Here is a 17838-nt window from a genome sequence, read left to right on the forward strand (position 1 = left end):
CAGGATGCAGGCCGCCAAGGCAGCGTAAGTGGATAATTGTCCAACCTTCGGGGGGCATACCATTCTGGACGCTCCGCGTCCAATCCTTGGCACAAAGTGCAGCGCATAGCCCTTAATCCTGACTAATTAATTGACAGTTGCCCGAACTGCGACTGATATACGTGTTGTCACGCCGTTGCGAGCGTTCGCTCCAGACCTTTCATCTCCCAGAGCCTTCCTGTGTCGACACATGCCCGTGATCGTCGGGCGGTAGCTTTGTCCGCGCAATTCCCCTGACGCATATCCAGAAGGCAGCCAGCATGGCGTTGACTACTGCGAACAGCGCCGACACCAGGTCGTCGGTGATGTCCTTTGATAAATCCACGGTGGTGGTGTGGGTCGCCATCAGCCTGATTCTGGTCGAGACCTTCTCCGGAGCCTTGCGCTTCTACTTCGATCAGGCAGGCATCAGCCCCCTGCTCTACATGCCCAAAGCTGCCTGCATCCTGTTGTTTGTGCTTGAGCTGTGCACCTTCAAAGCGGGACGGTTGTTCTGGGCGTTCATGGTGGTGTGGCTGATTTCCGGGCTGCTGGCCATGCTGCATCGCGCCAGCGTCCACAACCTGGCGTTCAGTCTGTTCGCCCTGAGCCCGCTGGTGTTCGGCCTGGTGTGCAGCAAGCACCTGCTCTACCGCCGCACGCTGTTGTACCGCGCCATCGGCTTTTGCCTGCTGGCCTCACTGCTGGGCATTGCTCTGGACAAGTACACCTCGGTGCCCTGGAAGGGCTACAGCTACAGCGTCGGTGAAACCGAACTGAGCGCCAACACCACATGGAGCGCGGACGAGGTAGACCGCATTGCCGGTTTCGCCAGAGTGTCCAACGTGCTGTCGATCATGATCGCCTTCTACACGCTGTACCTGATCATTTTCGTGCGCTCACGCCTGATGATGATGCTGCTCAGTGCCGTGGCGCTTTACGCCATCGTGCTGACCACCAGCAAAGCGCCAGCCGCGGCATTCGCCCTGACCCTCATTCTGCTGTTGCTGCGGCGAATGAGCTGGACCTGCCGAACGCTTTGCATCGTGGTGGTAGGCATCGGCCTGCTGCTACCGACTCTGGGGCTGATTGTGAGCCCCGATGCCTATGCGGTGAGTAGCGGCGGCTCTCTGGCCTCGCTGTATGACCGGATGATCAATACCTGGCCCAACCTGATAAATGCCATGAGCCGCGAAGGCTGGATGATCAGCGGCGCGGGCTTCGGCATGGTCGGCAGCACAATGGGGCTGTTTCCGGTCGAAGGTGCCGGCGTATTTCTCGGCATGGACAGCTCGGCCCTGTATCTGTGGGCGATGCTGGGCGTGCTGGGGCTGTTGCTGTATGCGCTACAGATTCCTCTGTTGTTCCGACTGATCGATGATCAGACCCGCATCGGCCACATGCTGCTGGCGATCAGCTTCTGCTGGTGCCTGATCAGCTGGACCACCGACATGTTCGAGGTCGCTGTCGCCAATCTGTTTATAGGCGTGGCCATTGGTCATGTGATTGCCAGCAGACAATCCGCTGCAAGCCATGCGCTCAGGCTGCCCGCCACTGACCGCTGACGGACCGCCAGATAATTTCCCGGCCGCTCTAAAGTGCCACTTTCCCTCACGATCATCCACCGGATGGCTTTCTCAAATGGACTTCAGAAAAGACATCAATGGGCTGCGCGCCATCGCGGTGGCTGCGGTGCTGCTCTTTCACTTTCAGCCCGCCTGGATGCCTGGCGGTTTCGCCGGGGTGGACGTGTTTTTCGTGATATCGGGGTATCTGATTACCGGGATCATCCTACGCGGCTTGAGGAGCGGCAAATTCAGGCTGGCAACGTTCTACACGTCGCGGGCCAGACGTATCGTCCCGGCCCTCGCGGTGCTGTGTCTTGCCTTGCTGCTGCTGGGCTGGTTCTCTTTGCTGCCGCTGGACTACAGCGCGTTGGGCACTCATGTGGCCAGCAGCCTGGGATTCGTTTCCAACATTGTCTATTGGCGCGAGGCCGGTTATTTCACCGCCAGTGCTCATGAGAAATGGCTGCTGCACACCTGGTCGCTGTCGGTGGAGTGGCAGTTTTACCTGCTGTACCCGATTGCACTGTTGCTCCTCAGTCGCTTTGTCGCGCTGCACAATCTGCGCTGGTGGGTGCTGGGCGCAAGTCTGACGGGCTTTGTGGTGTGTGTGTTTGCCTCGTCCCGATGGCCGGAAGCTGCGTTTTACCTGCTGCCGACCCGTGCCTGGGAGTTGCTCGCGGGTGGCGTGGCCTGCCTGTTCCCGCTGCAACTCAGACCCCTACAGCAGCGAGTTCTGGAACAGGTCGGACTGGCGCTGATCGTTGCCGGTTTCTGTCTGCTGTCCGTGCAGGACACGTGGCCAGGGTATCTGGTGCTGATGCCAGTGCTGGGGACTTTCGCGGTGATCGCGGCGGCCCGCAATGATTCGCTGCTGACCTGCAACCCGCTGTTTCAATGGGCAGGCAAACTGTCGTACTCGTTGTACCTGTGGCACTGGCCGGTGGTGGTGTGGATGAACTACACCGGTTTGCTGGGCGACACCCGCACGGTGCTATTGGGCATTGGTGTGGCCCTGACACTGGGGCTGATCTCATGGCGGTTGATCGAGCGGCCCGCCAGCCCACATCAACCTGACCAGCGCCGGAAATTTGCCGTGCCCGCCGCACTGGTCGCTCTGGTCTTCGTGGCGGGGGCGCTGGTGGGTGCGACGCGAGGCGCGGTATCGCCACTTCGCCCGATCAGTGTTTCGGACAAGGCGCATTTCATCCAGGAATACGTCGATCGACAGCACAACCTGTACGAGCCCTACTGGCTGAAATGTGACGCCTTTTCCGCCCTGACCCAGCGTGGCCAGTCGGGCATCGACGAGACCTGCACGCGCAAACAGGGACCGGGCGGAGTGTTCTTGTGGGGCGATTCTCACGCCCAGGCGCTGTCACTCGGGCTGCGTACCTTGCTGACACGCACGACCCCCTTCTATCAGGTGGCCTCGGCCAGTTGCGTTCCCGACCTGAATGATCACGAGGGACGCGCGTCAGCGACCAGCAAGGCCTGCGACTACTCCAACAGGACTGCCCTGCAGAGCATCGAGAGGCTGCGTCCGGACATCGTGGTCATCGCGCAGAAGGATGGCCACGACAAGACCGACTGGAAGCGGATTGCGACCCGCCTCAAGGGCTTTGGCGTGAAACATATCGTGCTGATCGGTCCGATGCCGTCGTGGAGCCCATCGCTGCCCAGTGTCATCGTCAACCGTCATTGGGGGCTGAGCGAGTCGTATATCCGCGATCCGGCGCTGGATCAAAGCGTCATGCGGGTGGATCAGGCAACCCGCGCGCTGGCTGTATCGGCGGGCATCCAGTTTGTGTCGCTGATCGACAAGCTGTGCATCGCCGATGCCTGCCGGGTACGCCTGGAAAACAGCCGCTCATTGCTGCAGATCGACTCGGGACACTTGAGCGCAGAGGGTTCGTTGTACGTGGTGCGCAACTACGTATTGCCACAACTGGTGAATGAGTCGAGCACGCAGCGCGGCGCAGAGTTGTGACGCGGAGCCTCACGCAAGGCGGTCACACGCTGGAGCGCAAGGAACGATAGGTGTGCGGGCGTGGGTTAATCAACGGAGCTCTTTGAGCCGCTCGGCAAACTTGACCAGGTCAGCCAGCGAGTCGGCTTCCATCTTGCGCATGACCGAGCCACGCCGGACCTTGACGGTGATTTCACTCACGTTCAGGCGGGCTGCAATCTGTTTGTTGAGCAAGCCACTGACGACCAGTTCCATCACCTGCTGTTCGCCATGATTCAGGCTGGCGTGACGGCGCTGCAACTCGGCTTCCACGGCTGAGTTGCGGCGACGGCTGCGGTCTCGCTCAAGACCTTGTTGGAGCGCGTCCAGCAAGTCCTGGTCACGGAAGGGTTTGGTCAGAAACTCCACCGCACCGGCCTTCATCGCCCTTACGGACATAGGGATGTCGCCATGCCCGGTGATGAAAATGACCGGCAGAAAAATCCCCGACCTGGCCATGTGCTCCTGAAAATCCAGGCCACTCATGCCGGGCATGCGAATGTCCAGAATCAGGCAGCCCGGCGCATCAGGACGAGGGGTGTCCATGAACTCGCGGGTCGAGCCGAACAACATGCTGCGCAAGCCGACTGACGCCAGCAGGTCTTCCAGCGAAGAACGCACCGAGAGGTCGTCATCGATGACAAAGATGACCGGCTCTTCGGCCTGCGGTGCAGTGGCGGCTGTGTTCATCAGGTTTCCATTTTTCCAGTGGGCAGCGTGAAATGAAACGTGGCCCCGATTGAGGGGTTGGGCGTCACCCAGATTCGCCCGCCATGGGCTTCGATGATAGACCGACTGATCGCCAGTCCAATCCCCATGCCTTCCTCTTTGGTGGTGTAGAAAGCGTCGAAAAGCCGGTCGGCTGCTTCCGGCTGAATCCCTACACCGCTGTCGCTGACAGTGAACTCGATTTCCCCTCCTCCGCGCCACTCGGCCCGCACGTCCAGTTGCGCCTGTTCCGGTTCGACTTTCCTCATCGCGTCCATGCCGTTGAGCATCAGGTTCAGCAGCACTTGCTGGATCTGCACCCGGTCAGCCAGCAGCGGTGGCATTCCCTCCGGCACGTCAACCGACAGTGTGACGCCCTGCCCGTCTATCTCGCTGTGCGCAAGCGCGACAATCTCGGCCACCGTGTCCGCCACACTGATCCACTCTTTGTGCGTCGACGAGCGCTTCGCCAGGGCGCGCACGCGCACAATGATGTCCCCGGCGCGATTGGCATCACCGATCATGCGCTCGACTGCCTGACGGGCCTTTTCCAGATTGACCGGCTCGGTGGCCAGCCAGCGCTGACAGGCGTTACCGCTGATGACAATCGCCGACAGCGGCTGATTCACCTCATGGGCAATGGACGCAGCAAGCTCACCCAACTGATTGACCCGTGCGATGTGCGCCAGCTGCGAGCGCGCTTCATGAACCGTGCGGATGGCCCGCGCCATACGCAGCGCCAGCCAGGTGGTCATGGCGATGGCGGCCAGGCTGATGACGCAGTTGATCAGCCCGGACGCCTCGCTGCCTCTGGAGGTGGTCATTTCGTAACTGACCACCGTCAGCAGCATGCACACCGCCGCCATGACAATAACGCCCCTGACCGGCAAAAGCCTGACCGCCAGCAACACCACCGCGATCTGGAACACCCCCACGGCGATCTCCAGATCGGTCAGGGTATCGGCAATCGCGATGACCAGCGCCAGCGCCAGCAAAGCGACCCACCTGACGACCATTGCGGTCCTGCTACAGGATTCTGGCTCGTGCATCTGCACCATCTCGCTCTTCAAAAGGCCTGCCGAGTATGTCGTACAAACCTCAGGACGGGTTATCCAGACTGAACTGATCGGCCAGCTCATCATAAGCGAACAGCTCGGCGTAACGCCCCCATTGCGTAACGACATTCAGGGTCTGCATGGCATCGCTTTCCGACATGAAGTCTTCCAGTTGATCGCGAAAACGCCGCGCCGGTGCCGTGTGCGTGGGGCGATCATCCAGCACTCGCCGAATGTGCGCGACCAGCGGCACGAAGCTCAGCAGGTGCTGGGCAAACAGTTGCTTGCGTTCGTCCACATCCGCCAGCGCATAGCGATTTGCGGCAGGCAACAAGCGAATATCACCGCCCTTGAGCTCTGCAAAACGCAGCAGTTGCAGGACCTCGGCAATCGGGAACAGCTCGTCGGCGTTGTAGTGCAGCGCGCTGGCCAGTTCCGGCAGGTCCGCTTTGAGGCTGTAGGGCGGCGCATGAATGGCTTCGATCAGTCCTGCCAGCGCATTGGTGGACACCTGCGGCAAGACCATGCCCAGCCCGGTGCCTGGAAACACGCCCTGACGTATTTCGCCTGCATCGTTGTCCTGGGTCATCAGCACGTAGATCTCCTCCACCAGCGCCCGGAAGATCGGGTCCTGGCGGTTGCGCGGCTGAGGCAGATCGACCTTGATCTCGCTGATCACCCGACCCGGATTGGAGGAGAACAGCAGAATGCGATCGCACATCAGCACGGCTTCGGCAATGTTGTGCGTCACCATCAGGATCGACTTGATGGGCATGCGCCCTTCGCTCCACATATCCAGCAAGTCGGTGCGCAGGGTTTCGGCCGTCAGCACATCGAGCGCGGAAAACGGCTCGTCCATCAGCAGTACATCAGGGTCGATGACCAGCGCACGTGCCATGCCCACGCGCTGGCGCATGCCGCCTGAAAGCTCTTTGGGGTAAGCACTCTCAAAGCCGTCCAGACCGATCAGGTCGATGGCCGCCAACGCGCGCTTGCGACGCACGGCAGGTGGCACACGTTGCGCTTCAAGCCCGACTTCGACGTTTTCCAGCACCGTCAGCCACGGGAACAGGGCAAAGCTCTGAAAAACCATGCCTACCGACATCGCCCGCCCCTGCACGCGGCGAGGAAAATTCACTTCGCCTTCCGTGGGCACCACCAACCCCGCGATGGAGCGCAGCAGGGTGGACTTGCCCGAGCCGGAGCGACCCAGCAAGCCCACAATTTCGTTCTCATTGAGCGTCAGTGTCACGTCATCCAGCACCAGGCGCTCTTTGCTGCCTTTGCCGTACACATGTCGGACTTTCTGAACATCTACCAGGCAACGCGTTTCGACAGCCATCATGATGGCGCCCTCCTCAATCAAAATCACACAAGACTCAGACGCCGCTCGGCAAACCCGTACAGCGGACGCCACAGCAACCGGTTGAACGCGATGACGAAGATCGACATGACAACAATGCCCAACGCAACGCGTGGAAAGTCTCCCGCCTGAGTCGCGTTGGCGATGTAAGAACCCAGCCCTGCCGCTTCCAGATGCTGATCACCCCAGGACACCGCTTCAGCGACGATGCTGGCGTTCCATGACCCACCCGATGCGGTCAGCGCCCCGGTGACGTAGTAGGGGAACACCCCCGGCAAGGCCACACGCCGCCACCACTGCCAGCCGCGCATGTTGAATATCGTGGCCGCTTCGCGCAGGTCAGTCGGCAAGGCGCTGGCCCCTGCGATCACGTTGAACAGGATGTACCACTGGGTGCCGAGCACCATCAGCGGCGAAAGCCAGATGTCCGGGTTCAGGTGCAGGCCGACAATCGCAATCACTGCAAAAGGGAACAGTACGTTGGCTGGAAAAGCCGCCATGAACTGCGCTATCGGCTGCAAGCGTTCAGCCCAGACCGGACGCAAGCCGATCCATACACCAACAGGCACCCAGATCAGGCTGGCAATGACGATCAGGACGATCACCCGCACCATTGTTGCCAGTCCCAGTCCAAACGCGGTGACCAGGTCGCTCATGCCCAGCGACGTCTCGATGAACCTGAACAGGTAAACACTGCCGGTCAGGCAAGCGGCCATCACCAGGGCCAGCCACAGATAGTCGAGCAACCGGACAACGCCAGGCGTGAGCTTTACGTTCCACAGCCGGGATACCACGCGCCAGTCGATCAGCATCAGGCATTTGCACGGCGCAGCGAGGATCGAGCCCAGCATCGGAGCCACCCGCGAGCGACCCAGCAGGCTGTACATCCAGGAGCGCGGACGCTTTGACGACGCGGTTTGCTCGAAGCGAAACTTGTCCGCCCATGCCACGATCGGCCTGAACAACAATTGGTCATAGGCCAGGATCACCAGCGCCATTGCGCCCACCGCCCAGGCAATCGCAGCAAGGTTTTTCTGCTCGATGGCCAGCGCCAGCCACGAGCCGATGCCGGGCAAATTGACCGTGGTGTCACCGACCGAAATGGCTTCGCAAGCGACCACAAAAAACCAGCCGCCGGACATCGACATCATCATGTTCCACACCAGGCCCGGTACGGCGAACGGCAGCTCCAGACGGGTAAAACGCAGCAGTGGAGACAGTCCGAACTGCCGGGTGACTTCATTCAGGTCGCTCGGCACGGTACGCAGTGACTGATAGAAACTGAATGCGAGATTCCATGCCTGGCTGGTGAAAATGGCAAAAATCGCTGCGCATTCGACACCCATTTGCCGACCGGGGAACAGCCCCATGAAAAAGGTCACTGTGAACGTCAGAAACCCCAGTACCGGAACCGACTGAAGAATATCCAGCGCCGGGATAATCACCTGCTCGGCCTTACGGCTTTTGGCCGCCAGCGTGGCCACGACAAACGTGAAAACCAGCGAAGCGGCCAGCGCGATGAACATGCGCAGCGTGGTACGTAATGCATATTCGGGCAGGCGCGCAGGGTCGAGGCTCATCGGGCTTGAGTTCAGCGCGGCAAGTGGCTGCATCATCTGGCCCACGCCATACAGCACCAGCGCAATAAACACGGCAATAACGACCAGGCAAATACCATCGGCCCAATAAGGAGTGCGCGCACCGGGTTTTACAAAACGGGGCGTGCGCAGGCTTTTACCGAATTCAAATATCGAATGCATTGTTCACCTCGAATCGGCTGTGCAGGCGCGTACCCGCCAGCGTGATAAACAAACAGGCGGTCGGCGATAACAGAAAAAGGCCGTGAGTTAATAGTTGCCGGACAGTGAGTAAAGCTTATCGAGTTTTGAACAACTGTTAAAACCTGCAAAAGTAGGTCATGTTTATCTGTGAGTATGAGTTATATATACCAACGTATATTTGCAGGACTAACGGGTATGCCGTTCTGAATGTTCTGCGCCCGATCGTGAACAGTCGGCGCGGCGCAGAGTTGTGACGCAGAGCGTCACCCAAGGCATTCCTACGCTGGAGCGTGAGGAACGATAGGTGTCTGTGAGAACGCAAGCTATCGTGCGACGCTCTGCGTCGCATGCCGTTCTGGACGCTCTGCGTCCTCTTNTGACTTCTTAGCTGGAGCGCAGGGAACGATAGGTATCCGAAAGAACACCTCACGCGCCCCGCGCCGCACGGGCACAACAGTGCGCTGGTTCAGACGCGGAAGTGGCTGACCATCGTTTGCAACTGGCCTCCCAGACGCGCCAGTTCGACGCTGGAGGCTGAGGTTTCTTCGCTGGCTTCGGCGGTCTGCTCCGATACGTCGCGAACGTTGACGATGCTGCGGCTGATTTCGTCGGCCACCGAGCTTTGTTGCTCGGCGGCGGCTGCGATCTGCTGGTTCATCGCCTGAATATTCGACACGGTCCGGGTGATGCTTTCCAGTGACGTACCGGCCCTGCGCGTCAACTCGACACTGCTGTCAGTCAGTGTGCGGCTGCCAAGCATGATGCCCGACACCTGACGCGTGCCATTCTGCAATGCAGCCACCAGGCCCTCGATCTCCTCGGTGGACTGCTGGGTCCGTTGCGCCAGGCCGCGGACCTCGTCGGCCACCACGGCAAAACCGCGACCGGCTTCCCCGGCACGCGCGGCCTCAATGGCTGCGTTGAGTGCCAGCAGGTTGGTCTGCTCGGCAACCGCCTTGATTACATCCATAACCTTGCCGATCTTGTCGCTTTCCTGCTCCAGCACGTTCATTGCATCGGATGAGCGAACCACCTCGGCGGCCAGTCGCTCGATCTGCTGGATGGCTTCGCCGACGACCTTGTCACCCTCACGGGCCTGCTTGTCGGCATCGGAGGCAGCGACGGACGCCTGCTCGGCATTGCGTGCCACTTCGTGCACGGTGGCCGACATTTCATGCATCGCGGTCGCCACCTGATCGGTCTCGACCTTCTGGCTGTTGACCCCGGCGCTGGTCTGCTCGGTAACCGCCGACAGCTCTTCGGCAGCGCTGGCAATCTGCGTGACGCCGTCACGAATACCGGAAATCAGCTCGCGCAGGGTGGTGCCCATGCGCTGGATGCCCTGCTGCAACACGCCCAGTTCGTCACGTCGGGTGACGGCTTCGGTATGAGTCAGGTCGCCAGCAGCGATGCGCTCGACAATCGCCAGCGTGTCGCGCAGCGGCCGGGTGATCTGCCGGGTAATGACGATGGCCGCAAGAATGCCCAGCAACATGACCAACAGCACGCAACCGATCTGCAGGTTACGCGCCTGAGCAGTGTCATCCTTGCCCATCTGCATCTGAATGCCATACAGCTCTTCGCCCAGTTTGACGATGGCAGCCCCTTGGGAAGTCAGGTCCTTACGCACGCTCGCAGCAGTCTGAGTAGTGGCCTTGAAAGCGTCGACCGAGCTGCGGTAGCTACGAAGAGCGCTTTCAAACTGGGCAATCTGTTCGCGGTTGGCAGCGCCAAAAGTGGTTTTGAGCCTGTCCAGATGACTGATCGCCGTATCCAGTTGCTGAAAAGCTGCTGTCTCGGTCTTGTCATTGGGGTTGCTGGTATAACCACGTACTTCATAGCGAACCAGAATCAGGTCTTGCCTGGCGGCAGTCGCCAGTTGGGCCTGATCAAAACGCGCCGGGTCCGCAGGATCGATCTGCGTGACGGCATCGTTCAACGAGTCGACAGCCCGCATGGCAACCATGACATTGGCGGTCATCTCGTTACGCACTTTGGCGCCAGCCTGAAACGCAGCGCGCATGCTGTTCAACGAGGCTTCATAGTCACGGGTGACATCGGCCAGTTCGCGCAGAGGCTTGAGGTTGAGCGGGTTGTTGAAGCTGATGAGCAGTGATTGCTGCTGCGCCTTGAAGACATCCAGCTTGCTCTGCATGTTTTGTGCGGCGGTTTCATCGCCGTCAGTCAGCATATATTGCAGGCGCGCGACCCGCAGATTGGTCAAGTTGTCACTCAACTCAGTGATGTCGCCGATTCTGTCGGTGCGATTGATGAGTTTATCGAGGCTGGTCCAGCCAACCAGGGCGAGAATGGCAGTGAAAAAAAGAACCGTCCCAAAGCCCAATGCCAACTTCATGTTGACGCTGATATTCGCAAAGCTGCTGTTCATAAAATCTCCTGAAAATGCTTTTTGTGCGCGACGAAAGAGCTGAAGATTTGTTTTTATGGACAGCAAACCCGCGCGCCAGAGCTATCGGCTGCAGAAGAGCAAAACTTGATCAAAAAAAAGGCAATCAGCGTTCGAACGCCGATTCGAGAGGAGAATCGGGGGGCTGCAAGCCCCCGATCCGGTCAGGCAGTCAGCTTGAAACGCGCCACGACATTGCGCATGTCAGTGGCAACTCGCGCCAGTTCTTCGGCAGTGACCGCATTGTTGTCGATACCCAGCATCAAGGTCCCGGAGCTGTTGCGGATCTCCATGACATTACGGTTGATGTCTTCGGAAACCGCATGCTGCTGCACCGCGGCGCTGGCGATCTGAGTGTTCATCTCGACGATACGCTCGACGCCCTGGCTGATGCTCGACAGGCTGCCAGAAGCATCGCTGGCGGCACTGATGCACGCTTGAGCCTTTAGCTGGCCGGCCTGCATCTGCTGCACGGCAACATCGGTGGCACTTTGCAGTTGCTGGATGATGTTGCGGATTTCTTCGGTCGACGCCTGAGTTCGCGAAGCCAGTGTGCGGACTTCATCAGCCACCACAGCAAACCCACGGCCTTGCTCGCCAGCCCGGGCCGCTTCGATGGCAGCATTCAGGGCCAGCAAGTTGGTCTGATCGGCAATCGTACTGATGACCTGAATAACCCCACCAATAGACTGACTGTGCAGGGCCAGCGCCTGGACTTTCTGGGCGCTGACTTCCACTTCTTCAGCCAGAGCCTGAATGGTCGAGTGGGCCTGATGCATGATGCGCAGCCCGTTACGCGAGGCGGTGTTCGCTTCATCAGCAGCCAGCGCAGCACCTTCGGTGTTCTGCGCTACGTCGGCCACGCTTGTGGTCATTTCGTTGATGGCCGTCGCCACTTGCTCGGTTTCAGCCTGTTGCGCGTTCATCGACTGCTTGGCCAGACCGATGGAGGTGCCCAGTCGGGCAGCCACATCAGACAGTTCGTATGACGTGCGGTCCATGTGCGAAATGGAGCTGGCGAATGCTTCGGCCATCAGGTTCAGACCGTTGGCGATGTCAGCCACTTCGTCCTTGCTGCTCAACTGTACACGGGCACTCAGATCACCGTCGGCCAGGCGACGGGTGACGCCCAGCAGACCATCAATGGTCAGGCGCAGGGCACGGTAGATGCTGAAGAACGCATAGAGCAACAGCAAGCCCATGATTACGCACATGGCAATCACGACTTCGCGTTGCAGCAAGAGCGCGTCGTAACGCGTATCCAGTTCACCTTGAAGCGCACTCTGGATTTCGTCCTGGGCCTTATAAAGCCCGGCTACCACGGCGTTACCGCGCGCGCTCAGCGCCTGCCCCTGCTGCACCGAGAACTCTGTACCTTTGACGTAGGCGTGCAGGTCGTTGCGAAAACTGTCCATCGTCGAGGTGGCCGAAGCGATAGGGTCGCCAATGCGGGCAGCAAGCTCTGGAGCACGACGCTTGAGCAGTCGAATGCTTTGCTCGAGCTCCGCGCGAAATTGCAGTTCGATCTTCAACAGGCTTTCAAGCGAGCCGCGCATCGGTACGCTTAGCCCCTGACCGGTACTCAAACCGGCTGTGATACCCCGGATCTGACCAGCCACGTTGATTTCTCTGGGCATACGAATGGTGCTCAGGTCGATCAGAAACAGCGACGCATAATCTTCGTCGAGCACCATGCCCGAGGTAGCCGAGACGTAATAGATAAAGTTGAGTGTCTGGGCCAGTTGCTCATTCCACTGTGCAAACACCTCGTCTTGCGAAAGACCAGGCTTGAGACTTTCCATCAGGGAACGCGCACCTTCGCGAAGACGCTGCACGCGACTCTCGGTCTCCAGCAGACGTCCTTGACGGGCATCCATGTCGGCGAGGTTACCAAGCGCTGTTTCAAGCTGGGTGCGGTTGCTGGCCAGATCCTGGGCAGCGGAGGCATCACCGGCGAGCAAACGGTTGGTTGCTGCACGCTGCAGCATGGAGAGTCGCAGAACGGGTGTCATGACATGCAGGTATTCACGACCGATACGTTCCTGGGCAACGGTGTCTATGCTCGCATTCAGACTGTTGAAAACCCGAAGACCAAGAACGATCAGCGGGATGACGATGATGATGGCTAAAACGGCAAACTTGGCAGGGAAGCGCAGGCGATTGGTAAGGTAAATACCAGGCGAAAGGATGTTCATAGTGGTCTCTATTTTAATTAGGGTGCCCGATCCAGCTGAAAAAGCTCCTTTATTTCTTTGCATCACGGCAGGTGCAAGGTCAGTGGTACCACCTCGAAGGGAATCATCCATTCAGATAGAGGCATAGTGACATCACTTCAGAGCTGTGCCCTATCGGGGAAGTTCAATGAGGCCATAATCTGATACCGGGCTATCGGCAGGGCCACGTAGAACGTGAGGTTGCGGGGATTTGCGGCGGGGAGCGGAAGCGGGGTGTGAGGTGCGGAGCTTGCGATGAACGCTGATCCAAATGAGGTGAATTCAGCTCAGTATGGCGGGAAACGGGTGTCCATCCGGCAGATCTGCCGACCACAGATTTTTCAGCGCGTACACCGTCGTGCGGCATCGTGACGCACGACGGTGAGCTTCATAGCGTTTTGAACGAGGACCTTTCAAGCCCTCGTCCACTCCACGTTCGACAACCCGAGCTTTTCAGCTTGAGGCTTGCTCAGCTTTGGTACCGGGTCGGAACGGTACTTGGGGATCGCACCGAATCCTGCATCCACCGACGCCCAGTGCCAGGCTTCTTTATTGTCCATGACAACCGCTCTTATATAGAACGTCTTGTAACTGCCATGCAGCAGGTAATCGATACGGTAGTGTTTTTCATCAGCCATTGTGGTGCTCCTGCTTTGTCGACTCGCAAAACAGATCGCAGGGTTTTCGAAAAATTCAAAATATTAATGCCATCATGTAAGCGATATCACATAGCCACCCTCACTCATGCCGATAGGGATGGCCGCAAGGCTATGACAACTAATAGACTTTGTTTATAACCCGTCTTTTTTGAATTTTTCGCCAACACAGACGGCTTACGCTCTGAGCATTACCTGCGGGGCCTCTGAACTAAGAGTGTGTTGTTTTTCAAACATTCAGCGAATAAGAAAATTCTATTGAACCCGGATTTTCAGGCCGTCCATCCCGTTCACTAAAGTTATACGCAACGTCTACATCCCCGCTTTCTCATATCCAGTGACTGCGTTGAATAAAACCCATCCAGGTGGGTTGACGCTTCCCAAAAGATCACGCCTGAGGACACGACATGTTTATTCATAACAAGCGGCTTCAATATACCGTGCGGGTAGCTAGACCAAACCCTGGACTGGCCAATCTTCTGCTGGAACAGTTCGGCGGTGCCCAAGGCGAGCTGGCAGCAGCTGGACGTTATTTCACTCAAGGGTTGAGCGAGGAGGATCCAGGCCGTAAAGACCTGCTGATGGACATCGCCACCGAAGAGTTGAGCCACCTGGAAATAGTCGGCTCGATTATTGTCATGCTCAACAAAGGCGCCAAAGGTCAATTGGCTGAAGGCATCGAAGAAGAAGGCGAGCTTTACCGCTCCATCAACGGCAATGGCAACGACTCCCATATCACCAGCCTGCTGTACGGGGCCGGTGCGCCGTTGACCAACTCTGCCGGTGTGCCTTTTACGGCGGCCTACATCGATACCATTGGCGAGCCAACGGCTGACTTCCGCTCCAACATCGCTGCGGAATCCAGAGCGAAGATTGTTTACGAGCGTTTGATGAACGTGACAGATGACCCGGGCGTGAAAGAGGCACTGGGCTTTCTGATGACACGTGAAATCGCTCATCAGTTGTCTTTCGAAAAAGCCCTGCACGCCATCCAGCCCAACTTCCCGCAGGGCAAGCTGCCAGGCATGCCGGAATTCACCAACAAGTACTTCAACATGTCCGGTGAACCCAATGTACGCGGTCCGTGGAACCAGGGCGGTGTCTGGGAGTATGTGGAATCGCCACAACCGGCTGTCGATGGCGGCGATGGCACTGCTTCCGTCACGCTGGATGCCAAGGATGCAGAAGTGCTGGAAATGATGAAGGAGCGGACCCAGTCCGATCCGACTGCCAACCCAATTACCGGTGCGGATCTGGGTTCTGGTTTTGTACAGGGCAAAAATGTTTGAAACGGGTTTAAGCCTGTCTTGTTCAGGAGAACGGAATCATGAAAAAACTTCGCTCCCGTAAATCTCTCCCGTCTCAGGGCGAGTTGGATACTGCGTTGACCGACGCGGTGTTTGTAAAAGGGCTTCGTGCTTTCGAGGCTCAGGCGCTGCTCGCACGTCGGGGTCTTCAGGTGGTGATGGCTATGAAGGTCTTCGGGGTTGGAACCTTGCTTGATAACAACCTGCCATAACGCTGATCAAATTCGGTCATCAATGGCACACGTTCTATAAGGCGAGTCCCCGGGCAGGCTGGACACCAGCCTTGCCTGTGGATAAGTCACTCGGTTACTGAAAAGGATATAACCATGACTCGTATGACCATAGAAGATTTGTTCATTCACGAACGCTCAGATGTTTGCAGCGCCGAAAGTCATATCATTCAGTGACGTCTCAATAGCCGCATGACATTACCTCTCGCCAGGAAGATGTCATCATGCGCAATATCCCATCACGCTTTTACAGTTACATCACTTTTTGGCAGCATCGTCGCCATGCGCAGCTGCAAGTTTTTTCGCATGTTCAAGATGCTGCTCAAGTGTTGGCAACGTGGCTTTGGCAAACGCCTTGAGCTCGGGGTCATCACCGTTATCGGCCTCTTCCTTGTACAGTTTGGTCGCCTGCTCATGCGCAATGACCTGATTATTGGCATACGCTTGATCAAACGACTTCTTGTGCATTTCCAGAATGGCGGCCTCGGCTTTGTCCATCAGTATGGGGTCTTCGGACAGTTCAAGGTTCTTGCTTTTGGCAATCGCTGCCAGCTTATCGTTAGCAGCCGTGTGGTCTGTGACCATTTGCTGAGCAAACTTCTTCACGTCGGCAGACACACCCTTCTCATCCTGTACAAGCTTGCCAACCAGAACTTCTGCGATCCCTGCTGCAGAAGCATCTTTTACAAAGTCATCAGCGTCCTGCGCAGCGGTAGCCACTTGAGAGCCTAGCGAAAGCACGATGGCAATGGCGCTCATGCGAAAATAATTGTTCATTTTCGATCATCCTTGTGTGGGCTGAATACGTCATCGTTATCGACGATATAGACGTTTTGACCCACGCCCAAAACCTGTGTTCAGCCTGTCCGACCGCTTGCAGCAAAAGGCCGATGTCGATGATCCTGAACCCAGCAGGTGAGCCAGCCAGCTTATGTATTCAGACTGAGCAGTCGTAAAACTCGCTCAAGACAGTCATCCATTGATAATTGACTGGTATCAAGACAAAGGGCGGCGCCAGCAGGCGGTTCGTAAGGGGCGCTGATGCCGGTAAAATCTTTCAACTCGCCTGCCAACGCCCGGCGATAAAGCCCTTTAGGGTCACGCTGAATGCAGGTTTCAAGCGGTGTGCTGATAAACACTTCGATGAAGCGTTCGTGGCCAATGATCGAGCGAGCGGCTTCCCGGTCGGCCTCATAGGGCGAAATGAATGACGAGATAACGATCAGGCCTGCGTCATTCATCAACCGGGCGACTTCAGCGATGCGCCTGATGTTCTCCGAACGGTCTGCCGCAGCAAACCCCAGATCCCGGCACAAACCCTGACGTACGTTGTCGCCATCCAGGGTATACGCAAGCCTGCCACGATCCATCAACGCTCGCTCCAGTGCAAACGCTATGGTGGACTTTCCGGAGCCGCTGAATCCGGTCAGCCAGACTGTTTTCGGCGTTTGCTTCAAATGCTGCTCACGGTCTGTCGAGGACACTTGGCTGGTTTGCCAGACAAGGTTCTGTACGCCATGTGAGTTGTCCATGATCGCCTGTTCCTGATGTGCACACAGAACGAGAATACATTTTTTCCGCGAGGCATTCGTGCTCATGGAATAACCACATCTGCCACCTATCGGCCCTCGGCAAAATACGCTGAATTTCCCCGTATCACGATACTCACTTATCTACGCTGCATAGAAAACAGAAAGTCTCGCGTGACCGCGTCAATCGTGATTTTCAACTGCCGAGGTACGATTTTCATGACGTCTCTTCAAGTGATGACTGGCAATGCCGTCGTCAAAACCGTCGTTGAAGAAGCCTGTTCAAAAACCGTCTATCAATCATGGATGAGTGAACGTGCTCCAGAATATCAACACGATGCGGTCATGTTTCTGAATCACTGCCTGGCCCAGGCCGAGCGGGAAAACTGCGACCTTCCGGCTCAGCCTGAAGCGCTGGAACACTGGATGGAGCAGAACGTAGGGGCCGTAGCGGATCACTATGCGCTCTACCTTGAACAACGTCGCGCCGGGCAGCCCAGGCGATTTTTCAAGACCAAGGCTCACGCGATGTATTTCATTCAGCAGGTCGCGCCGACCAAGCTGGTTGACGGTGCATGGCTGTATGGCTTGCTGCCGCATTGGGCAGACTACCGTTTTCACGGTCTGATTCGTACTTACCTGGAAGAACTGGGCGACGGCGAACAGGCGCAGAATCATGTCTCCCTTTATCGCAAGTTGCTGGCCGACCTGGACTGCGACACCAGCGCCCCACTGGCAGATGACGCCTATCTGCAAGGCGCCATTCAGCTGTCACTGGGGCAACTGAGCGAGCAGTACCTTCCCGAGGTGATTGGTTACAACCTGGGCTATGAACAGCTGCCGCTGCATTTGCTCATCACATCGTTCGAACTGAATGAACTGGGCATCGACCCTTATTACTTCACGCTGCATGTGACGATCGATAACGCCAGCACCGGCCACGCACGCAAGGTGTCACCGCCACTGTAAAAATGACCCCCTAACGCCAACCTAGAATT

13 protein-coding genes and 3 pseudogenes are annotated in these 17838 nt (G+C 57.7%); 5 read left to right on the forward strand and 11 right to left on the reverse strand.

The window, feature by feature from the left end; translation table 11 throughout:
- The first annotated feature begins 299 nt into the window (after positions 1-299).
- Positions 300-1583, forward strand: a complete 1284-nt coding sequence (locus tag AO277_RS02220) for a membrane protein (RefSeq protein ID WP_044319436.1) — start codon at positions 300-302, stop codon at positions 1581-1583.
- A gap of 76 nt (positions 1584-1659) precedes the next feature.
- Positions 1660-3573 carry an acyltransferase family protein gene (locus AO277_RS02225; RefSeq protein ID WP_044319437.1) on the forward strand — a complete coding sequence of 638 codons (1914 nt, stop codon included), beginning with the start codon at positions 1660-1662 and terminating at the stop codon, positions 3571-3573.
- A gap of 69 nt (positions 3574-3642) precedes the next feature.
- Here the strand turns inward: AO277_RS02225 and AO277_RS02230 are convergent, their stop codons facing one another.
- From AO277_RS02230 to AO277_RS02265, 9 genes and pseudogenes are all read right to left on the reverse strand, one after another.
- On the reverse strand, positions 3643-4281 hold the full coding sequence (locus AO277_RS02230) for a response regulator transcription factor (protein WP_004660659.1): 639 nt from the start codon (positions 4279-4281) through the stop codon (positions 3643-3645).
- Positions 4281-5348: a sensor histidine kinase gene (locus AO277_RS02235; protein ID WP_054070766.1), complete on the reverse strand. Its 1068-nt coding sequence runs from the start codon at positions 5346-5348 to the stop codon at positions 4281-4283. Before AO277_RS02235 ends, AO277_RS02230 begins: the two co-directional genes overlap by 1 nt.
- A 49-nt stretch (positions 5349-5397) precedes the next feature.
- Positions 5398-6702, reverse strand: a complete 1305-nt coding sequence (locus AO277_RS02240; protein ID WP_029241027.1) for an ABC transporter ATP-binding protein — start codon at positions 6700-6702, stop codon at positions 5398-5400.
- A gap of 20 nt (positions 6703-6722) precedes the next feature.
- Entirely contained in the window at positions 6723-8477 is a 1755-nt protein-coding gene (locus AO277_RS02245) for an ABC transporter permease (protein WP_044319438.1), read from the reverse strand.
- 487 nt (positions 8478-8964) lie between these two features.
- The gene (locus tag AO277_RS29510; protein WP_371411862.1) at positions 8965-9828 is read right to left on the reverse strand and encodes a methyl-accepting chemotaxis protein; all 864 of its coding nucleotides are present in this window, start codon (positions 9826-9828) and stop codon (positions 8965-8967) included.
- A 39-nt stretch (positions 9829-9867) separates the two neighbouring features.
- Positions 9868-10887, reverse strand: a pseudogene (locus AO277_RS29515) (methyl-accepting chemotaxis protein); the annotation flags it as partial.
- A 182-nt stretch (positions 10888-11069) separates the two neighbouring features.
- Positions 11070-11939: a methyl-accepting chemotaxis protein gene (locus AO277_RS29520; protein ID WP_369812075.1), complete on the reverse strand. Its 870-nt coding sequence runs from the start codon at positions 11937-11939 to the stop codon at positions 11070-11072.
- Positions 11940-13211 (reverse strand): annotated as a pseudogene (locus tag AO277_RS29525) (HAMP domain-containing protein); the annotation flags it as partial.
- Positions 13212-13531: 320 nt separating this feature from the next.
- Positions 13532-13756 carry a DUF6555 family protein gene (locus AO277_RS02265; RefSeq protein WP_002555969.1) on the reverse strand — a complete coding sequence of 75 codons (225 nt, stop codon included), beginning with the start codon at positions 13754-13756 and terminating at the stop codon, positions 13532-13534.
- Between the two features lie 425 nt (positions 13757-14181).
- On the opposite strand from AO277_RS02265, the gene AO277_RS02270 reads away from it, so the two are divergent.
- Positions 14182-15063, forward strand: a complete 882-nt coding sequence (locus AO277_RS02270; protein ID WP_002555970.1) for a manganese catalase family protein — start codon at positions 14182-14184, stop codon at positions 15061-15063.
- A 38-nt stretch (positions 15064-15101) separates the two neighbouring features.
- Positions 15102-15293 (forward strand): hypothetical protein, encoded by a 192-nt coding sequence (locus AO277_RS02275; protein WP_044319441.1) that lies wholly within the window; start codon positions 15102-15104, stop codon positions 15291-15293.
- A gap of 276 nt (positions 15294-15569) precedes the next feature.
- On the opposite strand, the gene AO277_RS02280 is transcribed toward AO277_RS02275, so the two are convergent.
- Positions 15570-16088, reverse strand: coding sequence for a DUF4142 domain-containing protein (locus tag AO277_RS02280; protein ID WP_044319442.1), 519 nt, complete (start codon positions 16086-16088; stop codon positions 15570-15572).
- 152 nt (positions 16089-16240) lie between these two features.
- Complete coding sequence (cysC, locus tag AO277_RS02285; RefSeq protein ID WP_002555973.1) at positions 16241-16843, reverse strand: adenylyl-sulfate kinase; 603 nt, start codon at positions 16841-16843, stop codon at positions 16241-16243.
- Between the two features lie 216 nt (positions 16844-17059).
- Between cysC and AO277_RS02290 the strand changes: the two are divergent.
- Positions 17060-17797, forward strand: a pseudogene (locus AO277_RS02290) (iron-containing redox enzyme family protein); the annotation flags it as partial.
- Between the last annotated feature and the right edge of the window lie 41 nt (positions 17798-17838).

This window comes from Pseudomonas amygdali, assembly GCF_002699855.1.
In the GTDB taxonomy this organism is placed as follows: domain Bacteria; phylum Pseudomonadota; class Gammaproteobacteria; order Pseudomonadales; family Pseudomonadaceae; genus Aquipseudomonas; species Aquipseudomonas amygdali.

Bases quoted from the DNA above. Each gene is read 5' to 3' on its own strand.
- AO277_RS02235 (WP_054070766.1), bottom strand. From the start codon at position 5,348: ATGCACGAGCCAGAATCCTGTAGCAGGACCGCAATGGTCGTCAGGTGG.
- AO277_RS02280 (WP_044319442.1), bottom strand. From the start codon at position 16,088: ATGAACAATTATTTTCGCATGAGCGCCATTGCCATCGTGCTTTCGCTA.
- cysC (WP_002555973.1), bottom strand. From the start codon at position 16,843: ATGGACAACTCACATGGCGTACAGAACCTTGTCTGGCAAACCAGCCAA.
- AO277_RS02230 (WP_004660659.1), bottom strand. From the start codon at position 4,281: ATGAACACAGCCGCCACTGCACCGCAGGCCGAAGAGCCGGTCATCTTT.
- AO277_RS02225 (WP_044319437.1), top strand. From the start codon at position 1,660: ATGGACTTCAGAAAAGACATCAATGGGCTGCGCGCCATCGCGGTGGCT.
- AO277_RS29520 (WP_369812075.1), bottom strand. From the start codon at position 11,939: ATGGCCGAAGCATTCGCCAGCTCCATTTCGCACATGGACCGCACGTCA.
- AO277_RS02270 (WP_002555970.1), top strand. From the start codon at position 14,182: ATGTTTATTCATAACAAGCGGCTTCAATATACCGTGCGGGTAGCTAGA.
- AO277_RS02245 (WP_044319438.1), bottom strand. From the start codon at position 8,477: ATGCATTCGATATTTGAATTCGGTAAAAGCCTGCGCACGCCCCGTTTT.
- AO277_RS29510 (WP_371411862.1), bottom strand. From the start codon at position 9,828: ATGGGCACCACCCTGCGCGAGCTGATTTCCGGTATTCGTGACGGCGTC.
- AO277_RS02265 (WP_002555969.1), bottom strand. From the start codon at position 13,756: ATGGCTGATGAAAAACACTACCGTATCGATTACCTGCTGCATGGCAGT.
- AO277_RS02220 (WP_044319436.1), top strand. From the start codon at position 300: ATGGCGTTGACTACTGCGAACAGCGCCGACACCAGGTCGTCGGTGATG.
- AO277_RS02275 (WP_044319441.1), top strand. From the start codon at position 15,102: ATGAAAAAACTTCGCTCCCGTAAATCTCTCCCGTCTCAGGGCGAGTTG.